Origin of the sequence: Nocardia stercoris (genome assembly GCF_003696265.1) — a bacterium.
Taxonomy (GTDB): domain Bacteria; phylum Actinomycetota; class Actinomycetes; order Mycobacteriales; family Mycobacteriaceae; genus Nocardia; species Nocardia stercoris.
On sequence record NZ_RFFH01000011.1, the window covers coordinates 105,495 to 128,154 of the forward strand.

A 22,660-nucleotide genomic window follows, 5' to 3' on the forward strand; every position below is an offset into this window, starting at 1 on the left:
GATCCGAACAGAGGTGAGATGTTGTCGTGGTGCCGCGGTCAGGACGCGACAGCCGCCCGGTTCCCGCCCGCGCGCTTCGCCCGGTACATCGCGGTATCGGAGCCGCGGACCAGGTCCTCGAGCCCCGCCGCCACCGTGCCGCTCACGGCCACACCGATACTCGCGGTCACGCCGTCCCCCGCGACGGCCCGGCACAGGCGACCCGCTTCGGCCATCGCGACCGGCCCGGACAGGCGGGCGAGCACGATGAACTCCTCCCCGCCGCTGCGCGCGACCACCGCGCCCGGCGGAACGGCCGCCCGCAGGCAGCCCGCGACCCGGACCAGTACGCGGTCACCCGCGGCGTGCCCGAAAGTGTCGTTCACGCACTTGAATCGGTCCAGGTCGATGGTCATCAGGCAGATCGGCCCGCGCGAACCGGGCCCGAACCAGGACGACACGTAGTAGTCCAGACCACGCCGGTTGAGCAGGCCGGTCAGCGGATCGGTCAGGGCGTCCATGCGCAGCACCCAGTAGCAGAAGTGCAGCGCCGGCATGAGCATGACCGTGACGGCGGCCATGGTCAGCACCACCGACGCGGCCTCGGCGGTGTCGCCGGTGCGCGCGTGGAGCACCATCGCCGTCAACGCCAGCACCGACAGCAGCGACCATCCGGCGTGCAGCGCCAGCACCCGCGGCCCGTGGAACATGGCCAGGTAACCGCCGGTGACGACCAGCTGCATCAGGCTCAGCGCCCCGAACAACCGGCAGCTCTCCGCCAGGCAACCGGCCGTGATGAGCACATCCGCGCCCGCCACCAGCACGAGCGACCGGCGCTCGCCGGGCCACGGCAGGACCGCCCAGCTCACCGCCCACACCACCGCCATGGCGGTATTGAAGACGGTGACCTGGCGGACCCAGCCGTGCGGGCCGGCGGTGGAGATCAGATTCAGTCCGGTGATCACGGCCAGCGCGGCGCCGGCCAGCGCGACGATGACCTTCATGGTGTGCAGCGCGCCACGGGTTTCCAGGGTGTGGACCAGCCAGCGGTAGTCGATCGGGTCGTGCCACCAGGCACGCAGCGTGTCCCAGCCGGCCCGCTGCCGAGCACCGTCGGCCCGCGACACCGGCGCGGACTCGGTGGCGGTGCCGGTCCACCGCACCGCCTCGGCCACCGTGAGCGGGTCGGTTTCGACGAGGTTCGGCATGGTGCTCCCTCCGGATCGGGCATCGTCGAGCATCAGGACGACAGTTCCCAGACATGGGCGTTGCCGCGGGCAGCGAGGAAGTCCAGCAGGCAGATTCGCGGAATCGCCATACCCCCGAGATGCCCGGGCAAGGTGAACACGGTGTGTGCGCCGGAACGCCGGCACTCGATGGTCAACTCCGCGAAAGCCTCCGGGAGGGCCGCGCTCTGCGGTGAATCCTCGTAGAAGACGGTGGCCAGTTCGTGCCCGTGGTCCGCGGCCGCCGCCGTCAAGCGGGCGACGGTCTCGGCCAGCCGCTGGGGCGCGACCAGATCGGTGCGAACGTAACCGTATGCCAGGGGAATACAAGTGAATGCGTAACTCATTGTTTCATTTCCGCTCTCGGTGCGGGACACAGCGATGCCCGCACCGAAATATCCGAGCGATCGAAATATCAGCGACGATCCGCCCCGTACCTGACGACTATCGCCATCGGATCGTATGTGTGCTACCCGAAAATCGTAGCTGCCCAACGCGATATCACCGCGAGCTTCCGAGGTGAACCAGGGTGATCCGAGAGTTATTCTCGATGTACGCAATTGCGTGTCACAGCATTTCCTGTAATGGTAGATGGATACCGAAAGCCGTCGATCCTCATCGTCCGGCAACCGTTCCCGCCGCCCGGGCATCCGCCCGTTCGGCACTGGGTGTCATCCCGGTCCAGCGTTGGTACGCCCGCCGGAATTCACGGCCGTCGCTGTACCCGACCTCCGCGGCCACCGCGGCGATCGGCAGATCGGAATCCCGCAGCAGACTCGTGGCGCGACGGTGCCGGACCCGATCCCGGATCGACTGGAACGTCTCACCCGAATCGGCCAGCCGTCGCTGCAGGGTGCGGGTACTGATCGCGAGTCGATCCGCCACCACCGCGGCGGTCACCGACTTGTGCAGGTCTTCCCGGAGCACACCCTCGATGGCCACCACGATCTCCGGCCGGTTCTCGTCGTAGTCCACCAGCAGTTGCATCGCCGCGAGGGTGGCGGCGAGCTGCGCCCGGTTCGGCGTCGGACCGGGCCGTTCCAGCATCGACGCCTCGAAGTACATGCGGGTGACGTCGGCGTCGTAGGTGATCGGGCAGCGGAACACCCGGTCGTAGAGGTGCGCGTAAAAGGGTGCCGGATAACCGAATTCGATCCGCTTCGGGGCTTCCCCCTCACCGAACCACAGCCGCAGCAGCGCGAGGATCGAACTGGTCGCCTCCTCGCACAGGAACGGCAGAATTTCCGGTTCGGGACAGCGCTCCAGGAATACCAGCGAGAATTCCTCGGCACCGTATTCGCCCTCGCAGTCGACCAAGCTCCCCGCGGCCTGATGCAGCCGCAACCCCAGTTCGAACGCGTCACCGAGCGTCGCGCAGGAACGCAGTGCCAGCCCGAGCAAACCCCACGACTGCACCACGTCCCGGGTGCCCACCGAAATCCCGACCGCGCCGGCGGGCAGCATGCGCAATGCCCGCCGAAGAATGGTCGAGGCCTGCGCGAACGACAGCCGGGTCTCGATCAGATCCAGGTCGGAACGCGCGACGGCGGTACCCGCCAGCCAGGAGTCGGTGTTCAATCCCATCCGCTCGCCGAGGTCGAATACGCCGATGAGCACCATCGGCGGAATCCGCGCGTCGTGCAACACCGGATCACCACCGTCGCGGCGCTGTACGCCGCGCTCCGAGCCACCGCTCACGACGTCACAATACATCGCCGACCTGGCCGATCACTTGTTCCCGAGACCGAGCAAACCATGACAGGAATACCTCACGCATCGCTCCGCAATAGGCCGTCGAAAACCGGTGAGCGCAGACCCCGACGGCCACGCGGATTTCATTTCGAACGCCTCGAACCTAATGTGCGGACCAAGTAGTACGAAGCGAACCGGCGAGGGGTGGCGGCACAGACCCCCCTCCGCGTCGCAATTGCCCCCCATGGGGGCGCTGATTACCTCGAGTCAGGCCGTGATGAGGGTCCTGAGCAGGCGATTGTCGTGCTCGACCGCCCGTGGGCGACGGGGGAATCTGCGCCACCCCGCCGCCGTTTCGGCCGGTTGCCGTGCCAGTTCGACCGCGCCGGGTCAGGCGATGTTGGAGACGGGAAGTAGCTCGCGGTCCGCGAACACCTTCTTCGCCACCAGCGTCGCGTTGATCGCGCGGGGCATTCCGCAGTACACCGCCGAGTGCAGCAGGGCCTCCGAGATCTCGACCGGAGTCAGGCCCACGTTCAGGGCGGCGTTGATATGGACCTCCAGTTCGATCTCGCAGCCGCCCAGCGCCGTCAGCACGCCCAGGGTGACCAACTGGCGTTCGCGCGCCCCGAGTTCGGGACGCGCGTACATGTCGCCGAACGCCCAGGCGACCACCTGGTGGCCGAGCTCGGGCGAGACGTCGGCCAGTGTGTCGACGACTCGCTGTCCGGCCTCGCCGTCGATCCGTTGCAGGACCGCCATGCCGTCGGTGTAGCGGTCGGCGCGGGTGTGGGTGGTGGTCATGGTGAGCTCCTTGCGAGTCATGGTTTCCGGGTGACGAACCAAGGTTCTCCCGCGACCGAGTCGGTACAGCCGATTAGGCTTGGGAAGGTATCGAACCCATGCTCGGGAGGCATTGATGCTGGAACTCCGGCTCCTCGGCTATGTGGTGGCCGTCGCCGAGGAAGGTGGGGTCAGCGGCGCCGCGCGCCGCCTCGGTCTCACCCAGCCGACGCTCAGCCGTCAGCTCAAGGACCTCGAAAATCGGCTGGGCGTAGAGCTTTTCGAGCGCGACGGCCGCCACCTCACCCCCACCGCCGCCGGGGCCGCGCTCGTCCGCCGGGCCACCTCGTTGCTCGCGGCGGCCGACGCCACGGTCGAGGAGGTCCGGCTCGCGGCCGACGGCCGCAGCGGACACCTCACCGTGGCCTTCGCCGGTTCCGGAATCAACGGTCCGCTGGGTGCCGCGCTGGGGCGCGTCCGGCGCGAACTGCCGCGGGTGGCGTTGCGGCTGGAAGAGAGCTTCAGTGATACCGAGATGTCGCAGGGGGTGCTGGACGGCCGCTTCGACATCGCGGTCCAGCGGCTCCCCCTGCGCGATCCGCGCCTGGCGGCCGAGCAGTGGTGGCACGAGCCGCTGACCTTCTTCCTGCCGGTCGGCCATCCCCTCGCCCACCGCGGCGGCCCGGCTCCGCTGTCGGATCTGGGCCGGATCCCGCTGGTGCTGTGGCCCCGCGACGTCTCCCCGCAGTCCCACGACGAGATCCATGCCCTGTGCGAGCGGGCGGGAGTCGTGCCGCGGATCGGTGCGGAGGGACGCAGCGTCCAGACGGTCTTGGCCCTGGTCGCGGCCGGTTTCGGCGGGGCGGTCATGTCGCGGTCGCACCGGACCTTGCGCCGCGTCGGTGTCGTCCCCCGCGACCTGGCCGGCACCCGCACCACACTGCACCTGGTCCGCCGGGTCACGGACCGCAACCCGGCGGTCGAGCGTTTCCGCGAGGTGCTGGCCGATGTCGCCGCCGGCCACAACCCGGACGAGTGACTCGCCGGACGCCCGGCACCGTCACCAGGGCTTGCCGGCCGGCTCCCGGATCGTGTGGTTGATCCGGTTGAAGAAGTTGGTGATCGCGATGTTCAGGATGATCGCGGACAGCTCCTTCTCGTCGAAGTGGGCGGCAGCGGCCGCCCAGATCTCGTCGCTCACTCCCGGCGCTCCGTCCTGGATCCGGGTGGCGGCCTCGGCCAGCGCCAGCGCGGCCCGTTCCGCGTCGGTGAAGAACGGGGTCTCCCGCCAAGCGACCACGCTGTGCAGCCGCTCCTCGGTCTCGCCGTGCTTCTTCGCCGCCTGGATACCGGCGAACACGCACGGACTGCAGCCATTGATCTGACTGGCCCGCAGATGGACCAGCTCGAGCACGAGCGGATCGACGCCACCGGCGTGAATCGCCTTCTGGAGATGCGTGATCCCGGTGATCAGGTCGGGATTCGCGATGGTCTTCATGCGTGCTTGCATGGGCCCTGCCCTTCGGTTCCGTGCGCCCCTCCGGGCTCGTTATATGTGTGACTCACGCATATAAACTAAGGCGATGTCGCACATGCAGTCAAGGTCTCGGAGTTCCTCGACAGCGGATCGGTCACCACGATCCGCAGCAGACAACCACCGAGCCGTCACAGAGCAGCGGTTCCGCGGTGGGCCGGACGGGAATTCGGCCCGCATCTTCGCCGAGCCGGTGTCGGGGTCCCCCTCCGGATCACGACACCGGCTCAGCGGCGACCATCTGGTCGAACTCGACCGGCGCGACTGGGAAACCGTGGGCGGCATCCTGCAACCGGACAGCACCGAAGCACTGGTCGAGGCGATGGCCGGGGTCGTACGCCACGCACTCGGCGCCGGCCGCAACCGCACGGCCGCATGCTACGCGTTGTTCCTCGAAGCAACGCGCATCCCGAACTGCGCGAACCGATCACCGACGGCCGCAAACCGTCAATTCGTGGATCACCCCATGGCTCGAACGCCTCGGCTCGACCGCCCCCCAGGAACACAGTCGCCTCCTACTCGACCACGTCGACGGCCTCCGAATTCGACCCGACACCCGGAATCCGAGCCCTGCTCACCGGGCCGCTTCCCCGACACTGACAACATCCGAAGGGCGATGCAGCGAGTCCGGGTTCGGATCACAGGTGGGCCGGGGCCGTTCGGTCCGCGAAGTCCGGCTTCTGTAGTCGCGCAACCAGTTCCGGCCGGGAATCACGGACGGTGCGCGCGATGTCGACGAACGACCGGACCAGCGGGGTCTCGCTGTCTTCGCGCCAGCCGACGGCGACCTCGCTCGGTGGGGTATCGGCGATGGGCACCAACCGGATTCCCGGGAACGGGATCCGCCGCGCACACGCCACCGTCAGCATCACCCCCGTCCCGGTCGCCACCTCCTTCAGCAGCGAATTCGACCGGGCCACCGACGGCGCGCCGCCCCCTCCCCGATGAGAATTCAACTCCCAGAAGGCATTCCACACCGGGTCGGTGGTCGCCGCACGCAGCAGCGGCTCGTCGAGCAGCTCGTGCGCGAAGACCTCCGTGCGCTCGGCCAGACGATGATCCGCCGGCACCATCACCATCAAGGGTTCGGCGAACAACGTCTCGAAGCGGATTCCGTCGTCCACGAACGGCCGCCGGGTGAAGGCGACGTCCACCAGGCCGCGGGTCAGGCCGGCCGACGGGTCCACATAGTCGAATTGCCGCCATTCCACTGTGATCCCGGGATGACGTTCGCCGAACGCCGACAGGATCGGCTCGGTCAACGTGAGCGCCCCACCCTCCAAGGCGCCCAGGACCAGCCGGTTCCGCTCACCTCGATGGACCGATCGCGCCCGATCGACCGCCGTGTTCAACCCGGTCAGCATGCCGCGCAGATCCTGCAGGAACGCCTCTCCGGCAGCGGTCAATTGGACATAGCGGGTCGTACGGGAGAACAAGACGACCTTCATCCCCTGCTCGAGCTGCTTGATCTGGGCACTCAGCCCCTGCTGCGAGACGTGCAGCCGCCGGGCCGCCCGGGTGAAACTGAGCTCCTCGGCCACCGCGACGAAATAGTGCAGCTGGCGAGTATGAATTTCCATGGTGTGCAACCTGAGACATCAGAAGGTAGAGGTGGACAGCGAGCCGCTCGGTCATCCCGCCATGCACACCCGGTTCCCGCCCGAGCGCTTCGCCCGGTACATCGCGGTGTCGGAGCGTCGGACCAAGTCGTCGAGGCCGCCGGCAGCGGTGGTAGTGGTGACGGCCAGACCGATGCTCGCGGTCACCGCACCCTCGGCTTCGATGGCCCGGCACAGCCGATCGGCCGCGGCCGTCGCGGCGGCCGCGGCGAGCCGGGCCGCGACGATGAATTCCTCGCCGCCACTGCGGACGACCACCGCGCCCGCCGGCGTGGTGGCCCGCAGGCAGGACGCGACCCGGGCCAGTGCCCGGTCGCCGGCGGCGTGACCCAACGTGTCGTTCACCCGCTTGAACCGGTCCAGGTCGACCGTCATCAGGCAGACCGGCCCGTGGGCGCGGGGCCCGAACCAGGACGACACGTAATAGTCGAGGCCACGGCGGTTGAGCAGGCCGGTGAGCGGATCGGTGAGCGCGTCCATCCGCAGCACCCAGCAGCAGAAGTGCAACGCCGGGAACAGCATGGCTGTCACCGCGGCCATGGTCAGGACCACCGACGCGGCCTCGGCGGTGTCACCGGTGTGGTCGTGCAGCAGCAGCCACGTCAGCGCCAGCACCGAGACCAGCGACCACCCGCCATGTAATACCAGCACTCTCGGACCGTGGAACATGGCGAAGTACCCGCCGGTGACCACCAGCTGCATCAGGCTCAGCGCACCGAACAACCGGCAACTCTCCGCCAGGCAGCCTGCGGTGACGAGCACGTCCGCACCCGCCATCAGCACCAGCGAACGACGCTCACTCGGCCACGGCCCGAGCGCCCAGCTCACCGCCCACACCACCGCCGTGGCGGTGTTGAAGACGGTGACCTGCCTGACCCAGCCCTGCGGACCGGCAGCGGAGAACAGATTCAGTCCCGTGATCAGGGCGAGAGTCGCGCCGGCCGCCGCGATGAATCCCCGCATCGTATGCAACGCCGCGCGCTTCTCCAGGGTGCGGACCAGCCACCGGTAATCCAGGGGATCGCGCCACCACGCACGCACCGTGCCCCACACCGTCAGCGTGGCGGCGGCGGTCGCGACCGGCGGTCGCTCGGTCGCCGGGAACCGCGGCCGGTCGGTATCGGAGCTCTCTCGAACTTCGACGGACATCTGCATCGAACTTCCTCCGGTTCGCGCGTCGTCGGGCTTCAAGCCGACAATTCCCAGGCGTCGGCGCTTTCACGGGCGGCCGAGGAGCCGAGCGCAGCCGACGGAATCTGTGCGCCACAGACCACGAAGACCGGGAAACGATCCAGCGGGGGACGCGGCTCGAAACGCACCCGGATCGGCCGATCCGACAGCGGTGGCACATCGCCGTCGACCGTCGCATACAGCCAGGGACCCTCGTCGAGCTCCACGATGGCGATCGTCAACGGCGTCATCGACGAGTGGATATCGCCCATACAGCGGTCCGCCGACCGCCACGACACGATCGACCCCAGGCCGGAGGCGGGCATCCAGTCGAGCTTTCGAGACCCGCACTTCGAACACTCGCCGATCAGCGGCGCGAGCAACTTCCCACACAGCGAACACCGGCGAATCATCAATCCGGTTCCGGCGGCGGTCGGGCCGGACTCGTAGATCTGCTCAGCCATGGAACCTCCGATGGGATGGCTACGAACGCGGTTCCCATCCAGCGTCGCTTCGTCGGTCCCCGGTCCGCGACGGTATATCTGCTGGGGACATACCTACTTTTGCCGCCCGTCCCTACCTACAGACCGGGCTACTCGCGCCGGCCCACGTCCACGATCCACGCCGCGATCTGGGCACGCGAGGTGAACCCGAGCTTGGTCAGAATGTGTTCGACGTGGCCGTCCGCGGTGCGCTGCGAGATCACCAGCCGCGATGCGATCTGCTTGTTGGTGAGCCCCTCGGCGACCAGGTGAGCCACCTCGCGTTCTCGTCTGGTCAGTGACTTCAGGCCGCCGGAGGCGCGGGCCGGCTGTTCTTCGTCGAGGGCATAGGCGACGGCGGCGCTGATTCTCATGGCCCGACCCCGCCGCCACGCCGCATCGAACCGCGATCCACCGAGCGTCCGGCGCACCTCCCGCTCGCAATCGAGGTGCGCCTCGACCATCTGTGGGAAGTAGATCGCCGCGCCCGGGGCGGTCCGCATCATGTTCGCCGCCGCGCCCATCAGTACTGCCGCGCGCTGGTCGTCGGTGCCGGCCGCGATCCACGCCAATACCTCGAGATCGAGCGCCGCGACGAGCAGGCTGTGCATCCGCTGGTTGAGCCCCAGGGACTCCCGGAGCAGGTCCTGTGCACGGGCCCTGTCCCCCTGCTGCCACGCCGCGATCCCGGTGATCCCCAGCACAGTCGACCGGAACAACGTCTCACCACACGCCGCGGTGATGGACAGGATCCGCTCGTGACATTCCGCCGCCCGCGCCACGTCGCCCTGCTGCGTGTACGCCTGACCGAGCAACAGCAGCGCCGTGACGTGCAGGCATCCCCGCGGGTCGGAGCTCAGCACCTCGATGGCTCGATTGATGCATGCCGCCGCACGAGCGGGATCGTCGCGATACAGGGCCAGATCGCCCTCCTCGTAGGCGATCAGCGCCTGATTCAGGGGTGTCGGGTCCTGCTCGGCGAGCACCCGGCCCCGCTCGAGCAGGGTCGCTGCCGTGTCGAGGTCCCATTGCCGCGCGGCCATGAAGACACCGGCGTGCAGTGCCCGGATCCGGTCGGTTGCCGAACCCGCGCGCGGGTGGGCCAGGGCGCGGTCGAGCCAGTGCCGGCCTTCACCGAACAGGCCGCGGAAACTCCAGTACACGAAGGAGGCGGCACTGATCCGCAGCGCCGCTTCGGCCGACTGCTCGGCCGGGTCCGACGTGCAGAATTCGAGCGCCGCACGGACGTTCCTCCGCTCGCGGTCGAGCCGGTCCAGCCAATCGAGTTGCCGGTCGCTGATCCAGTCGGCTTCGGCGTCGAGTACCAGCTGCCGATAGAAGTCCCGGTGCCTGCGCTGCATGTCTTCGCCCGCACCGGCCGTCCGGAGCTTGTCCTGCCCGTACTCCCGCACGGTGTCGAGCACCCGGAACCGGACCGCGCCCGCGGGTTCTTCCCGGATCACGATCGATTTGTCCACCAGCCCGGACAAGGCGTCGAGCAGGTCCGCGGGTTCGGTGTCGGCGCCGCACACGGCTTCGACGGCGTCGAGTTCGAATCCGCCGGCGAATACCGACAGTCGGGCCCACAGCTGCTGCTCGGCCGGAGTACACAGCTCGTAACTCCAATCGATGCACCACCGCAGGGTCTGCTGGCGGGTCGGCGCGGTGCGGTGGCCCCGGGTGAGCAGCGCGAACCGGTCGGTGAGCCGCTGCAGGATCTGGTCCGGCGACATGCTGCGCATCCGGGCCGCGGCGAGCTCGATCGCCAGCGGCAACCCGTCCAGGCGAGTGCAGATCGCGACCACTGCGGCCTTGTTCCCGTCGGTCAACTCGAAACCGGGTACGACCGCGGCGGCGCGATCGGCGAACAGCATGACCGCGTCGTACTTGGCCAGCTCGCGCAGCGTCGGCTCCCGACCGGCGGCGGGAACGCTGAGCGGCAACAGCCGCCGAACTGCTTCGCCACCGATATTCAGCGGCTCGCGGCTGGTGACCAGGATCCGCAAACCCGCACACGCCGACAACAAGGTCTCGGCCAGGCTCGCCATCGACTCGGCAACCTGCTCGCAGTTGTCCACGACGAGCAGCGTTTCGCGGGAGCGCAGGAACTCGACCAGCGTGTCGCGGACCGGCCGGGCCGACACATCACGCATGCCCAGGCGACCGGCGACGATCGGGGCCACCAGCGACGGATCACGCACATCGGCCAGGTCGATCGCCCACATCCCGTCGGCGAAGTCGCGGCGGGCAGCCGAGGCCGCCCGCAGCGCCAGCCGGGTCTTGCCCACACCGCCCATCCCGGTCAATGTCACCAGCCTCGACCCGGTCAGCAGGTGCTTCAGCTCGGCGACCTCGCTGCGCCTGCCGACGAAGCTGTTCAATTCCGGCGGCAGACCGCCACCGGGTCTCGTGGTTCGCGACGGTCCCGCCCGCCGGCTTCGTACCTGCTCGCGGGTTCCGTCCGGGTCGTCGCGGTGAGCCGATTCGGCAACCAGGTAGCCGAGTCGATGTTGTGCCTGCCGGATGGCCTCGCCGAACTCGGCCGCCGAGGGCCGCTGCCCGGGGTCGGGGTGCATCGCCGATTCCAGCAGGGCGGAGACCTCGCTCGGGATACCGGTGCCGCGCAGTTGTTCCCCGCTGGGCCGCGCCGCGGGCGCGTGCCCGGTGAGCGCGTAACACAACGTGGCACCCAGCCCGTAGATATCGGCGGCGGCGGTCGGTGTGCCGCCCTCGCGCACCTCGGGGGCGGTGAACGCCGGGCTCCCCGTCGCCGGCTCGGATCCCCCGGCGATACCGAAGTCGGTCAGTGCGGGTTCGCCGAAATCGGTGAAATGGATGTTCTTCGGTGTGATGTCGCGATGCACGCTGCCCAACCGGTGCGCGCCCGCGAGCGCGCCGGCGATCCGGATCCCGATCCGCAACACCACCTCCACCGGTACCGGACCGTGGTGCTCGATGCGCGCGTGCAGCGAACCTCCGGAGAAGTACGGCAGGACGAGAAACGGCCGCCCACCGACGGTGACCCCGACCTGCAGCACGGTCGCGATATCCGGATGCCCGGTGAGCCGGGCCATCGCCCGCTGTTCCCGCACGAACCGGGCCTGGGTGTCCTCGTCCTGCGCCGCGGTCAGCACCTCGACCGCCACGACGCGGTCCAGGTCCTCCTGCCGGCAGCGATAGACCGTGCCGAAGCTGCCCTGGCCGATCGCTTCGGCGCCCGCGAAGCCGGCGGCACGCAAATCCTCCGCCACTGCGATGCTCGAGTCAGCGCGGGTAGGGTCCACCTGGTCGTCGCCCATCGGCCGTGAGAATTCCGCTCCGGACATGATGAAGTCACCTGATGCCCAGCCTATCGCCCGCCACAACCGGCGATCAGACCTGTTTGCGGGCCTCGTCGGCGATCCACGCCGCGATCTGCGCCCGCGAGGTGAAGCCGAGCTTGGTGAGAATGTGTCCCACATGGGCGTCCGCGGTGCGCTGGGAGATCACCAATCGAGCCGAGATCTGCTTGTTGGTGAGCCCCTGGGCAACCAGGTCCGCGACCTGGCGTTCGCGTTCGGTCAGCGTCGTCTCGCCGGCGGTGGGCGGGCCCGCGGTCGACTCTTCCAGCGCGTAGCCGACCGCGGTATCCATGTCCATGGCCTGGCCGCGCCGCCACGCGGTCCGGAAGCGGGTATCACCGAGCGTGCTACGTACCGCTCCCTCGAGTGCCCGATGGAACTGGTCCAGTTCCGGGCGGAAGAGCGCGATGCCCGCGGAGGTCGGCATCAGATGTTGGGCGGCGCCCATCAATACGGCGGAGCGCTGACTGTCGGTGTCGGACACGGTCAAGGCCATCGCCTCGAGGCCGACCGCCGCACTGAACTGACTGCGGACGCGCCGGTTGACCCGCAATGCCTCGCGCAACAATTCCTGCCCGCGCGAGCGGTCGCCCTGCAACCACACCACGATCCCGGCCGCGGACAGCGTGCACGACCGGAACAGGGATTCACCGGACGGCTCGGTGATGGACAGGATCCGCTGATAGCACTCCACGCCCCGGGCGAGCTCGCCTTGCCGAGTGTGCGCCACACCGAGCAACAACAACACGCCCAGGTACAGCCGGGTGCGCCGATCGGAGCTGAGCACCTCGACCGCCCGACCGGCACACGACACCGCGCGGGCGGGGTCATCGTGGTAGAGGGCCAGATCGGCCTCCGCATAGCCGATCAGCGCCTGATTCATCGGTGTCGGTTCCTGCTCGGCGAGCGCACGGCCGCGCTCGAGCAAGGCCTCGGCCGATTGCAGGTCTCGCTGCATCGCGGCGAGGAAGACATCGGCGTGCACCGCGCGGACGCGGTCGGTGACCGACATCGCGCCGGGGTGGGCCAGGGCGCGGTCGAGCCAGCGCCGGCCCTCACCGAACAGGCCACGGAAACTCCAGAACATCAACAGGTCGGCACTGATGTGGATCGCGGCCTGGGCCGACTGCTCGGCCGGGTCCGACATGCAGAACTCGAGCGCCGCGCGGACATTCCCCCGCTCGTGCTCGAAGCGGGTCAGCAGGTCTTGTTGGCGGCCGCTGATCCAGTCGGGCTCGGCGTCGAGCACCAGCTGGGCGCACCAATCCCGGTGGCGGCGGCGCAGATCCGCGTCGGTACCGGCTTCACACAGCTTCTCCTGGCCGTACTCGCGCACCGTTTCGAGCATCCGGAACCGGACGGTGCCGTCGAGTTCTTCCCGGATCACGATCGATTTGTCCACCAGCCCGGACAACGCGTCATCGAGTTCCGCCGCTTCGGTGTCGACACCACACACCGCCTCGACGGCATCGAGCTCGAATCCACCGGCGAACACCGACAACCGGGCCCACAGCCGCTGCTCGGCCGCGGTACACAGCTGGTAACTCCAATCGATGCACCACCGCAGCGTCTGCTGCCGAGTCGGCGCCGTGCGGTGCCCCCGGGTCAGCAGCGTGAACCGGTCGGTCAGCCGCTGCAAGATCTGAGTCGGGGACATACTGCGCAGCCGGGCCGCCGCCAGTTCGATCGCCAACGGCAACCCGTCCAGACGCGTGCAGATCGCCACCACCGCGGCCCGGTTGTCCTCGGTCAGCGTGAAACCGGGCACCGCGGCTGCCGCGCGGTCGGTGAACAGCGTCACCGCATCGTATTTCGCGAGCTCGCGCAGCGGCTGTTCACTACCGGCGGCGGGCGCGCCCAGCGGCATCAGCCGCCGTACCGTCTCCCCGGCTATATCGAGTGGTTCGCGGCTGGTGGCCAGGATCTGCAATCGGGGACATCCTGCGAGCAAGGTCTCAGCCAAGGCAGCCGTCGAGGCCACGACCTGCTCGCAATTGTCCACCACGAGCAGGGCTTCTTTGGACCGCAGAAATTCCAACAGCAGCCCCTGGACCGGCCGCGCCGAATCCACCGGCACCCCGATCGCTGCGGCGGCGACGTGTGCCACCAGCGATGGATCACGGACTTCGGCCAGATCTATGTCCCATACCCCGTCGGGGAAGTTCCCCTGGGCGGCGGCCGCGGCTTGCCGGGCGAGCCGGGTCTTACCCACGCCACCCATCCCGGTCAACGTCACCAACCGCGATCCGGCCAGCAGATTTCTCAGCTCGGCCAGCTCGCCGCGCCTGCCCACGAAACTGGTCAGCTCCGCGGGCGGCCCGTACCGACCCGCGGCCCGGGTCGGTGGCGCGTCGCCTGCTGTCGCATCGGATGGCGGTGCGGGCTCACGTACGGCAGACGCGCGATGTTCCCGCACCTGCTCGATGGCCGCGCGCAGCTCGGCGGCCGTGGGCCGGCTGCCCGGATCACGGTGCATCGCGGACTCCACGATTTCGCACACCTCGCCGGGGATATCGTTCTCCCGCAGGTCGGGCACCGGCTGTGTGCTGATCCGCACGAACTGGGCGACGACCTGCTCACCGCTGTGCCGCTCGAAGGCGGCGTGGCCGGTCAGCGCACAGAACAGGGTCGCGCCGAGCCCGTAGACGTCCGCGGCGGGGGTCGGAGAGCGGCCGTCGAGCACTTCCGGCGCGGTGAAGGCCGGCGACGCGGTCACAATGCCGGTAGCGGTCTCGAATCCGCCCTTGATGTGGGCGATGCCGAAGTCGGCGAGCGCCGGTTCACCGGCCTCGGTGAGCAGAATGTTGCCCGGTTTCACGTCGCGGTGCAGGATGCCCAGCCGATGCGCGGACTCGAGGGCCCGGGCGATTCCGGCGCCGATCCGCAGTGCCTCGTCCACCGGCAGCGGGCCGTGCAGCATGACCCGCGCAGCCAAGGAATCCAGCGGGTAGTACGGCATGACCAGATAGGGCCGACCGCTGCTGGTGACGCCGACCTCCAACACGGTGGCGATGTTCGGGTGCCCGGTCAGCCTCCCCATGGCCCGCTGCTCGCGCACGAACCGCGCCCGGCTCTCCTCGTCCGTTTCCCCGGTGAGTACCTTCACCGCGACCGTCCGGTCCAGCCCCACCTGGCGGCATCGATATACCGCGCCGAAGCCGCCGCGGCCGATCTGTTCGGCATCGTCGAACCCGGCCGCGCGCAAATCCGCCGCGACCAGCGGGCTCACATCCGGCCGGTTTTCGTGTAGATCGTTCTTCACCATCAGCTACCACCGTTCACACGGCACGTGCCCCGGTCACGATGGGTTCACCTTCCGACGCCTGTCAGGCTACCTCCGACCGTCGCTAAGGTTCAGCAATCCGCAAGATGAGCCGGGCTTCAGCAGGCGCTGAGCGAACAGCGAGCGCTGCTGCCGGTGCCTTGCGTGGTGGTCGGCGGGGGTGTGGTGGTCGTGGTCGGCGCCGGTCCGGAGCCGAAGGCGTCGGTGACCGGGGTGGCGGTGGCGGCGTTGCCGTCGTGGGGCAGGCCGTACATGTCCTCGATGGTGCGCAGGACCGAGTAGTGGTCGATGTGCTCGGGATAATTACCGACGGTGACACCGGCGCCGTAGAAGATGGTGGGGATCTGGTTGTGGTTGTTGACGAAGAGGCTGGTGTCGTCCTCGTCGAAGGTCACGATCAGCAGGCTGTTGTGGGACTTGGCCCATTGGGCGTACGCGTCGAGGTTGTCGCGGGCCCAGGTGTCACCGGTCGACACGTTGCAGTTGTGCATGTCGTCGCAGATATCGGGGGTCACGAACGACACCGTCGGCAGGGTCGAGAAGTCCGCGGTCGGGCCGTGTGGGAACGAGGCGAATGTCAGGTTCGAGGTGGCGGGCACGTTGTCGAAGTCCACCCAGGGGTTGTGCTTGCGGTAGTAGTTGCCGCTGGTGCAGCCGGTGTACCCGTCCGAGGGCATCGACTCGGAGTAGCCGGTGAACGTCTTGCCTGCGTCGATGAGGTCGGCGCCGAGGTTGGCCACGCCGGTGAAGTTCTGTGGGCAGTTGTCGTTGGTGACACCCTGATCCGATCCGGAGAAGATGTCGAGGTAGTTCGGCTGGCTCGGGTGCTCGTTCCCGAACGATTGCGTGAAGTTCGCCCCACCGGTGGCCAGGCTGTTCAGGTACGGCGCGGACGAGTTGCCGATGACATCGGAGTAGCTGTGGTTCTCGAACATGACGACCACGACGTGGTCGTAGGCCGGCGGCGTAGTGGCGGCGGCGTTCTGCGCTGCTCCGAGACCGATCAGTGTCCCGGCGGTGAGCGCCGCGGCGGCGGCCCCCGCCACACCGGAACGCGAGAAGCTGACCATACTCATTTCAATCCTCAACCGTATTTCGAAGGAAGTCGCAATCGAGCGGATCGGATATCCGAGCCGCAAGGATGTGAACGACGAAAGTAATGGGCCCGACAGTCCAGTTCGGGCCCATACCGTGGTGGCATCAGGCCTTGAAGCCCGAATGCAGCAGTGCGAGGACGTTTCTCACACACGGATACAGTAAACAGGGACGAGCGCGCCGAGAAATCGATTTCCGTGGTGCACCGACAAGGAAAAGTTGTCAGATTTCCCGAAAGTCACGCGCAGCCTTCACAGTGTGGCCGCCGACGGCCTCGACAGCGGTGACGACGACCCCCGAGAACCTCCGCCTGGCGCGGGAGACGAACTGCGGCCGACAACGAGTCCGACCACGCCCCTCGCGGTCAGGTGCGAACCACGAGCAAGACGGCGGCGAGCAACACTGCCAGCATGATCACCCCCAGCAGCACCTGGGGGTGCATACCGAGGATCGTCGGATTGTCGAATTCGGGGTCGTGCACGGCGGTGCGCGGGAAGAGCAGTGCGCCGAGCAGGCCCAGCCATGGTGTGGCCAGGATCGCGCAGGCCACCCACATCGGGCACGGGGTGACCAACAGTGTCAGCGCGACCGCACCCAGCAGGATCGACATGACGATGTATTGCGCGTCATGGAATTTGGCGTGCGGCGGCCACGCGTCGTTGCGCATGTGCTGGATCGCGGTCGCCGGGATGACGAAATCGGCCAGCAACGCACCGAACATGGTGACGAGTGCGACGAAGATCGTGAGGACGCGTGCGACGGCAAGAGTCGTCATTTCACCGGTTTCCTTGCTGAGGTGCGGGTTTCGTGAGATGGCAGCGCAGGAAGTCGTCGACGATCGCACGCACGTAGTCGGGGCCGAAGCTCCGGTTGGCGACCAGCCGACGGAAGAAGAGCGGACCGTGCAACTGGTCGACAGCACAGTCGATATCGAGGTCGGCCGGCAGTTCTGCCCGTGCCACGGCGTCGGCCAGGATAGCGCGGACCGTCCAGGTACCCGAGCGGTACAACGCCTCCTTGACTTCCGCGAATGCGGGGTCGACAGAAGCTCTTTCGATCATTACGCGCATCGCCTGCTCGCTGGCCGGTTCGTGCAGCATCGCGCGGGTGACCGCCAGCGCGGCCGACAGATCGGCACGTAGATCACCGGTCTGCCGCGTGCGGGACAGCGAGATATGCAGGGTGATGCTGTCGCGAACCAGATCGGGCGACTCCGGCCAGAGCCGGTACAGCGTCGCTCGGCTGATCCCGCTGCGCGCTGCGACCGCCCCGTGCGTCAGCCCGGCCAGCCCGTGCTCGATCAACAGTTCCCGCGCCGCGGCGAGCGCGGCGTCACGGCTGCGTACGGTACGTGGATCCGGTGGCCGCATCATATCCCTTGAGAGACAGTCTGTTTCGAAACTTCGATACAAACTGTATCGAAGTTTGGCCGATCCGGAAAGTACCGATCCCGCAACCGTCAGCCCGCGGTGCGCCGCCCGAGCCGCACCGGAATACTCAGCCCGCCGAGTTCGAACTGCCCGCAGCCGAATCCGCCGCCGAACCCACCGACCCGGTACCCAGCCCCGCCGACGAGCCCGCCGAACCGGTGCCGACACCCGCGGAACCCGTCACCGCGGTCGCCGAGCCGGGATCGAACACACCGGCGGGAAGCGTCGCGCCCGCCGAACCGGGACGATTGATGTACACCGTGACCGGCCCCGATCCGGTCGCCTCGACGGTCACCGTCCGCGCCCCCGCCGGAGAGGTCACCGTGCCGCCGTCGACCCGCACCCGATATCCGTTGGGATAGTGCACATCCGAGACGTAGATTTCCGTCGGCTTCCCGGTCGCGTGTGGGGTGTAGCGGTACGCGAAATCGCCGGTGGCCGGGTCGAACACCATCCGGCCGGGGGTGCCCGAGGTGGCCTGCGGATAGGTCCGGACCACTTGCCGGCCGAGCGGGCCGAGAAACGGGTCGACTCGCGGTCCCGAACCGAAAACCGTTGTGTACTGCCAATATTGCCAACCGACGAACCGATCGTCGGCGTGGGTCAACGTGTTCGGCAACACCGAGTCGTCACCGTCACCGAATTCGGTGACCAGCGTGGGGATCCCGACGCGCTTGGTGAAGGCATCGATGTTCGCCCAGGTCTTTCCCTGCTGCAGCGAGCATAGTCCGCTCAGTGCCGCGGGCAGGCCGTCGTAGATCGCGAGCTGGCTGGGAATGCAGTAATCGTGTGGGGCGAACGCGATTCCGGGTGACGTGATCGACGGATTCGTGCCCAGATCCGTCGGCATCGTCTCGTTCCAGGTGACGTTCGGTTCCCACAGCACCGTCAGCTCGGCGTTGCGGGCGCGGACCGCGTCGGTCAGCTTCTGCATGTCCGCTTGATACTTCGCGTCGAAGTCCGGGCAGCCGTTCGGGTAGCAGCTCAGGAACGCCGAACCGGGCCACGGCTCGTTCAGCAGCTCGATACCGAGGGCGCCCGCGTGCCCGCGCACCCGGTCCGCCAGGGCACCGAGCGCGATGCCGAGCTGATCCAGGACGCCGTGGCTGTTGTTCCACACCTCGTCCCAGCCGGCCAGGTTGCTCGGCATCAGGTAGTACATCGGGAAGCCTGGGTTCTGCTCCCCCGGACCGGGCCGCGAGGTCAGCGACCACGCCGGGAATCCGTCGCCACCCCAGATCGGCGACAGGCCGTCCTGATGGTTGTCCAGAACGGTGTGGATCCCGTACTGCGCCAACATGTCCACGATCGCGGCCACGCGATCGAGATAGGCGGTGTCGACCACGCCCGGCGTCGGCATCAGCGCCTCGAACGTGACGCCGAGCCGGACGGAATCGAAACCGTGCCGGGCCAGCAGCTCGGCGTCCTGCGCCGTGACCGTGACTCCGTCACCGGCCTGCAGGTAGGGCGGGTTCTTGTCGACATTGTTCACGCCGTGCAACAGCACGACGCGCCCGTACCGATCGACGAACTGCGAACCGGCCACATGCAAGGCCCCGAGGTCGTCCGGTGCGGCGGTAGCCGGCGGCGCCGATATCGCGAGCACGCATCCGATCACCGCGGGGAGCGCGCCGATCCACCGAGAAATCCGTTTCATTCCTGCCTCTGTGCTAGCAATTCCGGATCCCACCGAATTCCGTGCCCGCATCGGTCCGGGCATATCGAAAAACGGTAGGGCCCCGGATCAGTGATGTGAAATCATCGGTCGTTGTCGACAGACAAACCACGATTGTGAATCCCTCCGTTCGTGCCGCAGGCCCCCTCCCACGCCGCTCGTTCGCTCTGGAGCTCACACGACAACATTTTGTTGTCGGTAATCCACGAACAGCGGTTTCCCTTCTGCGATTTCGACCGATAACGTCTACGGCGGAGAGTGCGCGCTCACCGAATGGTTCCTCTTGCAACGTATCCCCATTATGCGGCGCAAGAGGAACCGAATCCTCCTGGAACGAGGTGGATTCACTTCCTGGCTACGATCTTCTGGTGCGAGCACACCTCGGATGATTCCGAGCCAGGGTTTATCAGGTAATCCGGTCGCCGGACCTGCGACCCGACACGATGTGGCGGGCACAGGCCCGGCGTCTCGGTTGAAGCGGCGGATACGTCGGCCGATCGCGTCGTCTGGCAAAGGACACACCGTCATCACTCATCGAGCACGCGTTCGCTGCACAGCGGGTGCCGTCACCCTCGCATTCGCCGCTTCGCTGCTCGTCTCGAGCGGTTCGGCTGCCGCTGCGGCACACGATCTTTCCCCGGACAGCCCGACGTGTGGCGTCAGTTCCGGGCGTACCTTCCAGACCGCGACAGCCGAACAGGAAGGCTTGGATTCCGCTCGGCTGGCTGACGCGATGGCCTACGCGGTCAGCGTCGGCCGGACGAACATCCAGATCTTCCGGCGCGGCTGCCTGATCGGCCGGGGACCGACCAACGACCGGTCCGACGGTGTCCCATGGAATCTCTGGAGCGGCACCAAGGGCGTGGTTTCGCTGGTGGCCGGGATCGCCTACGACCAAGGGAAACTGGAACTCGACGCACCGATCGGCACCTACCTGCCACCGGATTTCGGTGACGCCGCACATCGCGCCATCACCGTGCGCGACCTCCTCACCCAGACGTCCGGACTGGCTACCTCGACGACCATGGAACTGCTGACGTCGTTCGGGCCGATCGACCCCGATGTGGGCGCCCAGGCCATGGGGATCCCGATCGTCACGCCGCCCGGCTCCACATTCGCCTACAGCGGACGTGCCGTCGATCTGCTCTCGGCGGTCGTGGAAGCCGCTGTCGGCGAACCGTTTCAGCAGTTCGCGCAACGCGAGTTGTTCGATCCGCTGGGTATCGAACGCTCCGACTACTACTGGGCACACGACCGTTCCGGCCACACCTACGGCTTCGGGAATCTACTGATCCCACCGGTCGACTTCGCCAAACTCGGGCTGCTCATCACCGACGACGGACTCTGGGGCGACCAGCGCGTCATCTCCAGTGATTATCTGCACCAAGCGCATTCGTCGTCGCCGACGAACCCCTGCTACGGCTTCCTGTTCTGGGTGGGCCCCGGCTGCGCCGAACTACCCACCTTCCTCCCAGCCGACAGCTACACCCTCGCCGGCTTCGACATGCAGAACATCTTCGTCGTCCCCAGCCTGGACATGACGGTGGTGTGGACCGGCGGCAACGGCCCCACGACGAACGAAATGGTCCCGTGGGAATTCTGGCGGCGCCTCTACGCCGCCTTCGACGAACCACCGATCCCCGACCCGGGCCCGTACGTCGACCCCGATCCCCTCGGCCCCTTCCGGGGCATCGCGAACAACTTCAACTTCCCCCTGCTCGCAGGCGCCCTCGGGATCGGCCCCGACGCGTACCCCAGCTGCACTCCCCTGGCCTGCCGCGGCGAGACCCTGGCGGCCCCCTTCACCGACCAACCGCCCGGCTGCATCCTCTACACCTGCCAGGGAGACGATCCCCGCACCCCAGGCATCCGCTGACGGGGTCCACTGAACCCCCCGAACGGCGGGCCTGTCCTACGTGCTGCACCCGACCCACGCGGCCGACGCTGCCGTGGCGCAGGCGCTGGCCGCGAAGATCGGAAACTGATGGCGCCGCCGGGCGGACTTCTGCGAGCAGCAGGGTACCGCCCGGCCAAACCACGATCACGGCCTCAACAGTGATTCGCCGTGAGAGTTGCCAAGTCGATCGTGTCCGCCATCCGCTGGTAGCCCACAGAACTCGGATGCAACCGGTCGGCGCTCGCATACTGCGCCGCCAGTACCGCCGGGTTCGCCGAATCCCGCAGTGCCGCATCGAAATCGACGACCGAGTCGCTGAGCAGCTGGGTGCGGATCCAGGCATCTACCCGTTGTCGGGCGGGCTCCGCGAAAGGCAGTATCCCGCCCGACAGCGTGCCCAGATGCACACGCAGTCCGGCGGCGTGCAGCCGACCGATCAGTTCCTCGTAACCGGCGATGACCTCATCTGCGGCGGCGACCGGAAACTCCTTCACGTCGTTGATGCCCTCGACGACGATCACGTCGGTCACCCCCGCCCGGTCGATGACATCGGAGTCCAGCCGGTCCAGCGCGCTGGCGCTGGACCCGGGCGCGATCACCCGGTTTCCACTGATACCGGCGTTGACCACGGACATCGGAAGCCCGGCCGCTTCCAGCCTGCGTTGCAGGAAGTCGGGATAGCGGGAGTCGGTGCCGACCAGATCGAAAGAGCCTGGCAAACCGGCGGTTTCGAAGCCGTCGGTGATCGAGTCGCCCAGTGCGACGACAGCCGAGACGTCGCCCGGCGCGAGGACATCGAGTCCCGACGCGACGAGTACCGCCGTCGTCCGTCGCGAGAAGGCCACACCACCGATGTCGGCGGTGTGATCGCCCGACCCGGGCAGGGTGTAGTAGCTGGTGGCGTCGCCCACCTGATGCTGGGTGAGCAGCGTGGCCACCCCGACGGTATGGAAGCCGATGGCCACCGGTTGCCAGGCGGTCACCGCCAGACCGACCGGGTCGCTCACCACCTCGGCCCTGGGCGCGATCGTCACCCCCACGTCCCCACCGAAGGTGAGCGACCGCACCGAATCCGGCTGTACCGCAGCACCATCGGCCTGGATCGCCACGGTCGCACGGTCGATCGTCAGCGGCACCGCCCGGTACCGGTTACTCAGCTGGACGCGAGTCTGCGCGCCCCCACGATGCGGGGTGACGACCATCCGATACGACTGATCACCAACCGCCAGGGTGGGCGCCCCGAACTCGTCGCCGACACTGAAAGCGTCCGCCGGCGCGGCATACCAGCTGCTGACCCAATGCGCGGCCGAACACCCGGCGACCGCGATCGGCGTGGGCAGTCCGATTGCGGCAGTGCAGGTCCCGAGCAGGATCGCGGCCACCAGCCTGGGTATCGAACGTGAGGTCACGCCTCAACATTGGAGCCCCCGCACGCCCCTGAGCGGCGGAGACAC

General features: G+C 67.9%; 17 protein-coding genes and 1 pseudogene. 3 read left to right on the forward strand and 15 right to left on the reverse strand.

Annotated features, from left to right (window positions below; genetic code table 11):
- Positions 1-38: 38 nt before the first annotated feature.
- The 4 genes from EBN03_RS23080 to EBN03_RS23095 form a co-directional block, all read right to left on the reverse strand.
- Positions 39-1,187 (reverse strand): GGDEF domain-containing protein, encoded by a 1,149-nt coding sequence (locus tag EBN03_RS23080; protein ID WP_122190187.1) that lies wholly within the window; start codon positions 1,185-1,187, stop codon positions 39-41.
- Positions 1,188-1,219: 32 nt separating this feature from the next.
- On the reverse strand, positions 1,220-1,552 hold the full coding sequence (locus tag EBN03_RS23085; protein ID WP_122190188.1) for a hypothetical protein: 333 nt from the start codon (positions 1,550-1,552) through the stop codon (positions 1,220-1,222).
- 268 nt (positions 1,553-1,820) lie between these two features.
- The gene (locus EBN03_RS23090) at positions 1,821-2,903 is read right to left on the reverse strand and encodes an AraC family transcriptional regulator (RefSeq protein WP_158675716.1); all 1,083 of its coding nucleotides are present in this window, start codon (positions 2,901-2,903) and stop codon (positions 1,821-1,823) included.
- Between the two features lie 384 nt (positions 2,904-3,287).
- Positions 3,288-3,701: a carboxymuconolactone decarboxylase family protein gene (locus EBN03_RS23095; RefSeq protein ID WP_122190289.1), complete on the reverse strand. Its 414-nt coding sequence runs from the start codon at positions 3,699-3,701 to the stop codon at positions 3,288-3,290.
- Positions 3,702-3,816: 115 nt separating this feature from the next.
- On the opposite strand from EBN03_RS23095, the gene EBN03_RS23100 reads away from it, so the two are divergent.
- Positions 3,817-4,719: a LysR family transcriptional regulator gene (locus tag EBN03_RS23100; RefSeq protein WP_122190190.1), complete on the forward strand. Its 903-nt coding sequence runs from the start codon at positions 3,817-3,819 to the stop codon at positions 4,717-4,719.
- Between the two features lie 21 nt (positions 4,720-4,740).
- Here the strand turns inward: EBN03_RS23100 and EBN03_RS23105 are convergent, their stop codons facing one another.
- On the reverse strand, positions 4,741-5,190 hold the full coding sequence (locus tag EBN03_RS23105; RefSeq protein WP_122190191.1) for a carboxymuconolactone decarboxylase family protein: 450 nt from the start codon (positions 5,188-5,190) through the stop codon (positions 4,741-4,743).
- A gap of 82 nt (positions 5,191-5,272) precedes the next feature.
- Here EBN03_RS23105 and EBN03_RS35860 point away from each other — a divergent pair.
- A pseudogene (locus EBN03_RS35860) lies at positions 5,273-5,617 on the forward strand (hypothetical protein); the annotation flags it as partial.
- Between the two features lie 235 nt (positions 5,618-5,852).
- On the opposite strand, the gene EBN03_RS23110 reads toward EBN03_RS35860, so the two are convergent.
- The 9 genes from EBN03_RS23110 to EBN03_RS23150 all read right to left on the reverse strand — a co-directional run bounded on the left by EBN03_RS23110 (position 5,853) and on the right by EBN03_RS23150 (position 19,291).
- Positions 5,853-6,794 carry a LysR family transcriptional regulator gene (locus EBN03_RS23110; RefSeq protein ID WP_122190192.1) on the reverse strand — a complete coding sequence of 314 codons (942 nt, stop codon included), beginning with the start codon at positions 6,792-6,794 and terminating at the stop codon, positions 5,853-5,855.
- 51 nt (positions 6,795-6,845) lie between these two features.
- Entirely contained in the window at positions 6,846-7,982 is a 1,137-nt protein-coding gene (locus EBN03_RS23115; protein WP_158675717.1) for a GGDEF domain-containing protein, read from the reverse strand.
- 38 nt (positions 7,983-8,020) lie between these two features.
- On the reverse strand, positions 8,021-8,467 hold the full coding sequence (locus tag EBN03_RS23120) for a Zn-ribbon domain-containing OB-fold protein (RefSeq protein WP_122190194.1): 447 nt from the start codon (positions 8,465-8,467) through the stop codon (positions 8,021-8,023).
- Between the two features lie 128 nt (positions 8,468-8,595).
- Positions 8,596-11,811: a protein kinase domain-containing protein gene (locus tag EBN03_RS23125; RefSeq protein ID WP_325052092.1), complete on the reverse strand. Its 3,216-nt coding sequence runs from the start codon at positions 11,809-11,811 to the stop codon at positions 8,596-8,598.
- A 46-nt stretch (positions 11,812-11,857) separates the two neighbouring features.
- On the reverse strand, positions 11,858-15,091 hold the full coding sequence (locus tag EBN03_RS23130; RefSeq protein ID WP_122190196.1) for a protein kinase domain-containing protein: 3,234 nt from the start codon (positions 15,089-15,091) through the stop codon (positions 11,858-11,860).
- Positions 15,092-15,207: 116 nt separating this feature from the next.
- Positions 15,208-16,185, reverse strand: coding sequence for an alkaline phosphatase family protein (locus EBN03_RS23135; RefSeq protein WP_122190197.1), 978 nt, complete (start codon positions 16,183-16,185; stop codon positions 15,208-15,210).
- A gap of 383 nt (positions 16,186-16,568) precedes the next feature.
- Entirely contained in the window at positions 16,569-16,979 is a 411-nt protein-coding gene (locus tag EBN03_RS23140) for a DUF6640 family protein (RefSeq protein ID WP_122190198.1), read from the reverse strand.
- A gap of 1 nt (position 16,980) precedes the next feature.
- Positions 16,981-17,577: a TetR-like C-terminal domain-containing protein gene (locus EBN03_RS23145; protein WP_233608559.1), complete on the reverse strand. Its 597-nt coding sequence runs from the start codon at positions 17,575-17,577 to the stop codon at positions 16,981-16,983.
- 124 nt (positions 17,578-17,701) lie between these two features.
- Positions 17,702-19,291: an endoglycoceramidase I gene (locus tag EBN03_RS23150; protein WP_122190199.1), complete on the reverse strand. Its 1,590-nt coding sequence runs from the start codon at positions 19,289-19,291 to the stop codon at positions 17,702-17,704.
- Positions 19,292-20,015: 724 nt separating this feature from the next.
- Here EBN03_RS23150 and EBN03_RS23155 point away from each other — a divergent pair.
- The gene (locus EBN03_RS23155; protein ID WP_233608560.1) at positions 20,016-21,185 is read left to right on the forward strand and encodes a serine hydrolase domain-containing protein; all 1,170 of its coding nucleotides are present in this window, start codon (positions 20,016-20,018) and stop codon (positions 21,183-21,185) included.
- Positions 21,186-21,358: 173 nt separating this feature from the next.
- Here the strand turns inward: EBN03_RS23155 and EBN03_RS23160 are convergent, their stop codons facing one another.
- A complete protein-coding gene (locus tag EBN03_RS23160; protein WP_233608561.1) occupies positions 21,359-22,615 on the reverse strand; it encodes a GDSL-type esterase/lipase family protein in 1,257 nt (418 codons plus the stop codon).
- Positions 22,616-22,660 lie beyond the last annotated feature (45 nt).

Bases quoted from the DNA above. Each gene is read 5' to 3' on its own strand.
- EBN03_RS23120 (WP_122190194.1), bottom strand. From the start codon at position 8,467: ATGGCTGAGCAGATCTACGAGTCCGGCCCGACCGCCGCCGGAACCGGA.
- EBN03_RS23150 (WP_122190199.1), bottom strand. From the start codon at position 19,291: ATGAAACGGATTTCTCGGTGGATCGGCGCGCTCCCCGCGGTGATCGGA.
- EBN03_RS23095 (WP_122190289.1), bottom strand. From the start codon at position 3,701: ATGACCACCACCCACACCCGCGCCGACCGCTACACCGACGGCATGGCG.
- EBN03_RS23105 (WP_122190191.1), bottom strand. From the start codon at position 5,190: ATGCAAGCACGCATGAAGACCATCGCGAATCCCGACCTGATCACCGGG.
- EBN03_RS23145 (WP_233608559.1), bottom strand. From the start codon at position 17,577: ATGATGCGGCCACCGGATCCACGTACCGTACGCAGCCGTGACGCCGCG.
- EBN03_RS23115 (WP_158675717.1), bottom strand. From the start codon at position 7,982: ATGTCCGTCGAAGTTCGAGAGAGCTCCGATACCGACCGGCCGCGGTTC.
- EBN03_RS23135 (WP_122190197.1), bottom strand. From the start codon at position 16,185: ATGAGTATGGTCAGCTTCTCGCGTTCCGGTGTGGCGGGGGCCGCCGCC.
- EBN03_RS23085 (WP_122190188.1), bottom strand. From the start codon at position 1,552: ATGAGTTACGCATTCACTTGTATTCCCCTGGCATACGGTTACGTTCGC.
- EBN03_RS23100 (WP_122190190.1), top strand. From the start codon at position 3,817: ATGCTGGAACTCCGGCTCCTCGGCTATGTGGTGGCCGTCGCCGAGGAA.
- EBN03_RS23125 (WP_325052092.1), bottom strand. From the start codon at position 11,811: ATGTCCGGAGCGGAATTCTCACGGCCGATGGGCGACGACCAGGTGGAC.
- EBN03_RS23140 (WP_122190198.1), bottom strand. From the start codon at position 16,979: ATGACGACTCTTGCCGTCGCACGCGTCCTCACGATCTTCGTCGCACTC.
- EBN03_RS23130 (WP_122190196.1), bottom strand. From the start codon at position 15,091: ATGGTGAAGAACGATCTACACGAAAACCGGCCGGATGTGAGCCCGCTG.
- EBN03_RS23080 (WP_122190187.1), bottom strand. From the start codon at position 1,187: ATGCCGAACCTCGTCGAAACCGACCCGCTCACGGTGGCCGAGGCGGTG.
- EBN03_RS23110 (WP_122190192.1), bottom strand. From the start codon at position 6,794: ATGGAAATTCATACTCGCCAGCTGCACTATTTCGTCGCGGTGGCCGAG.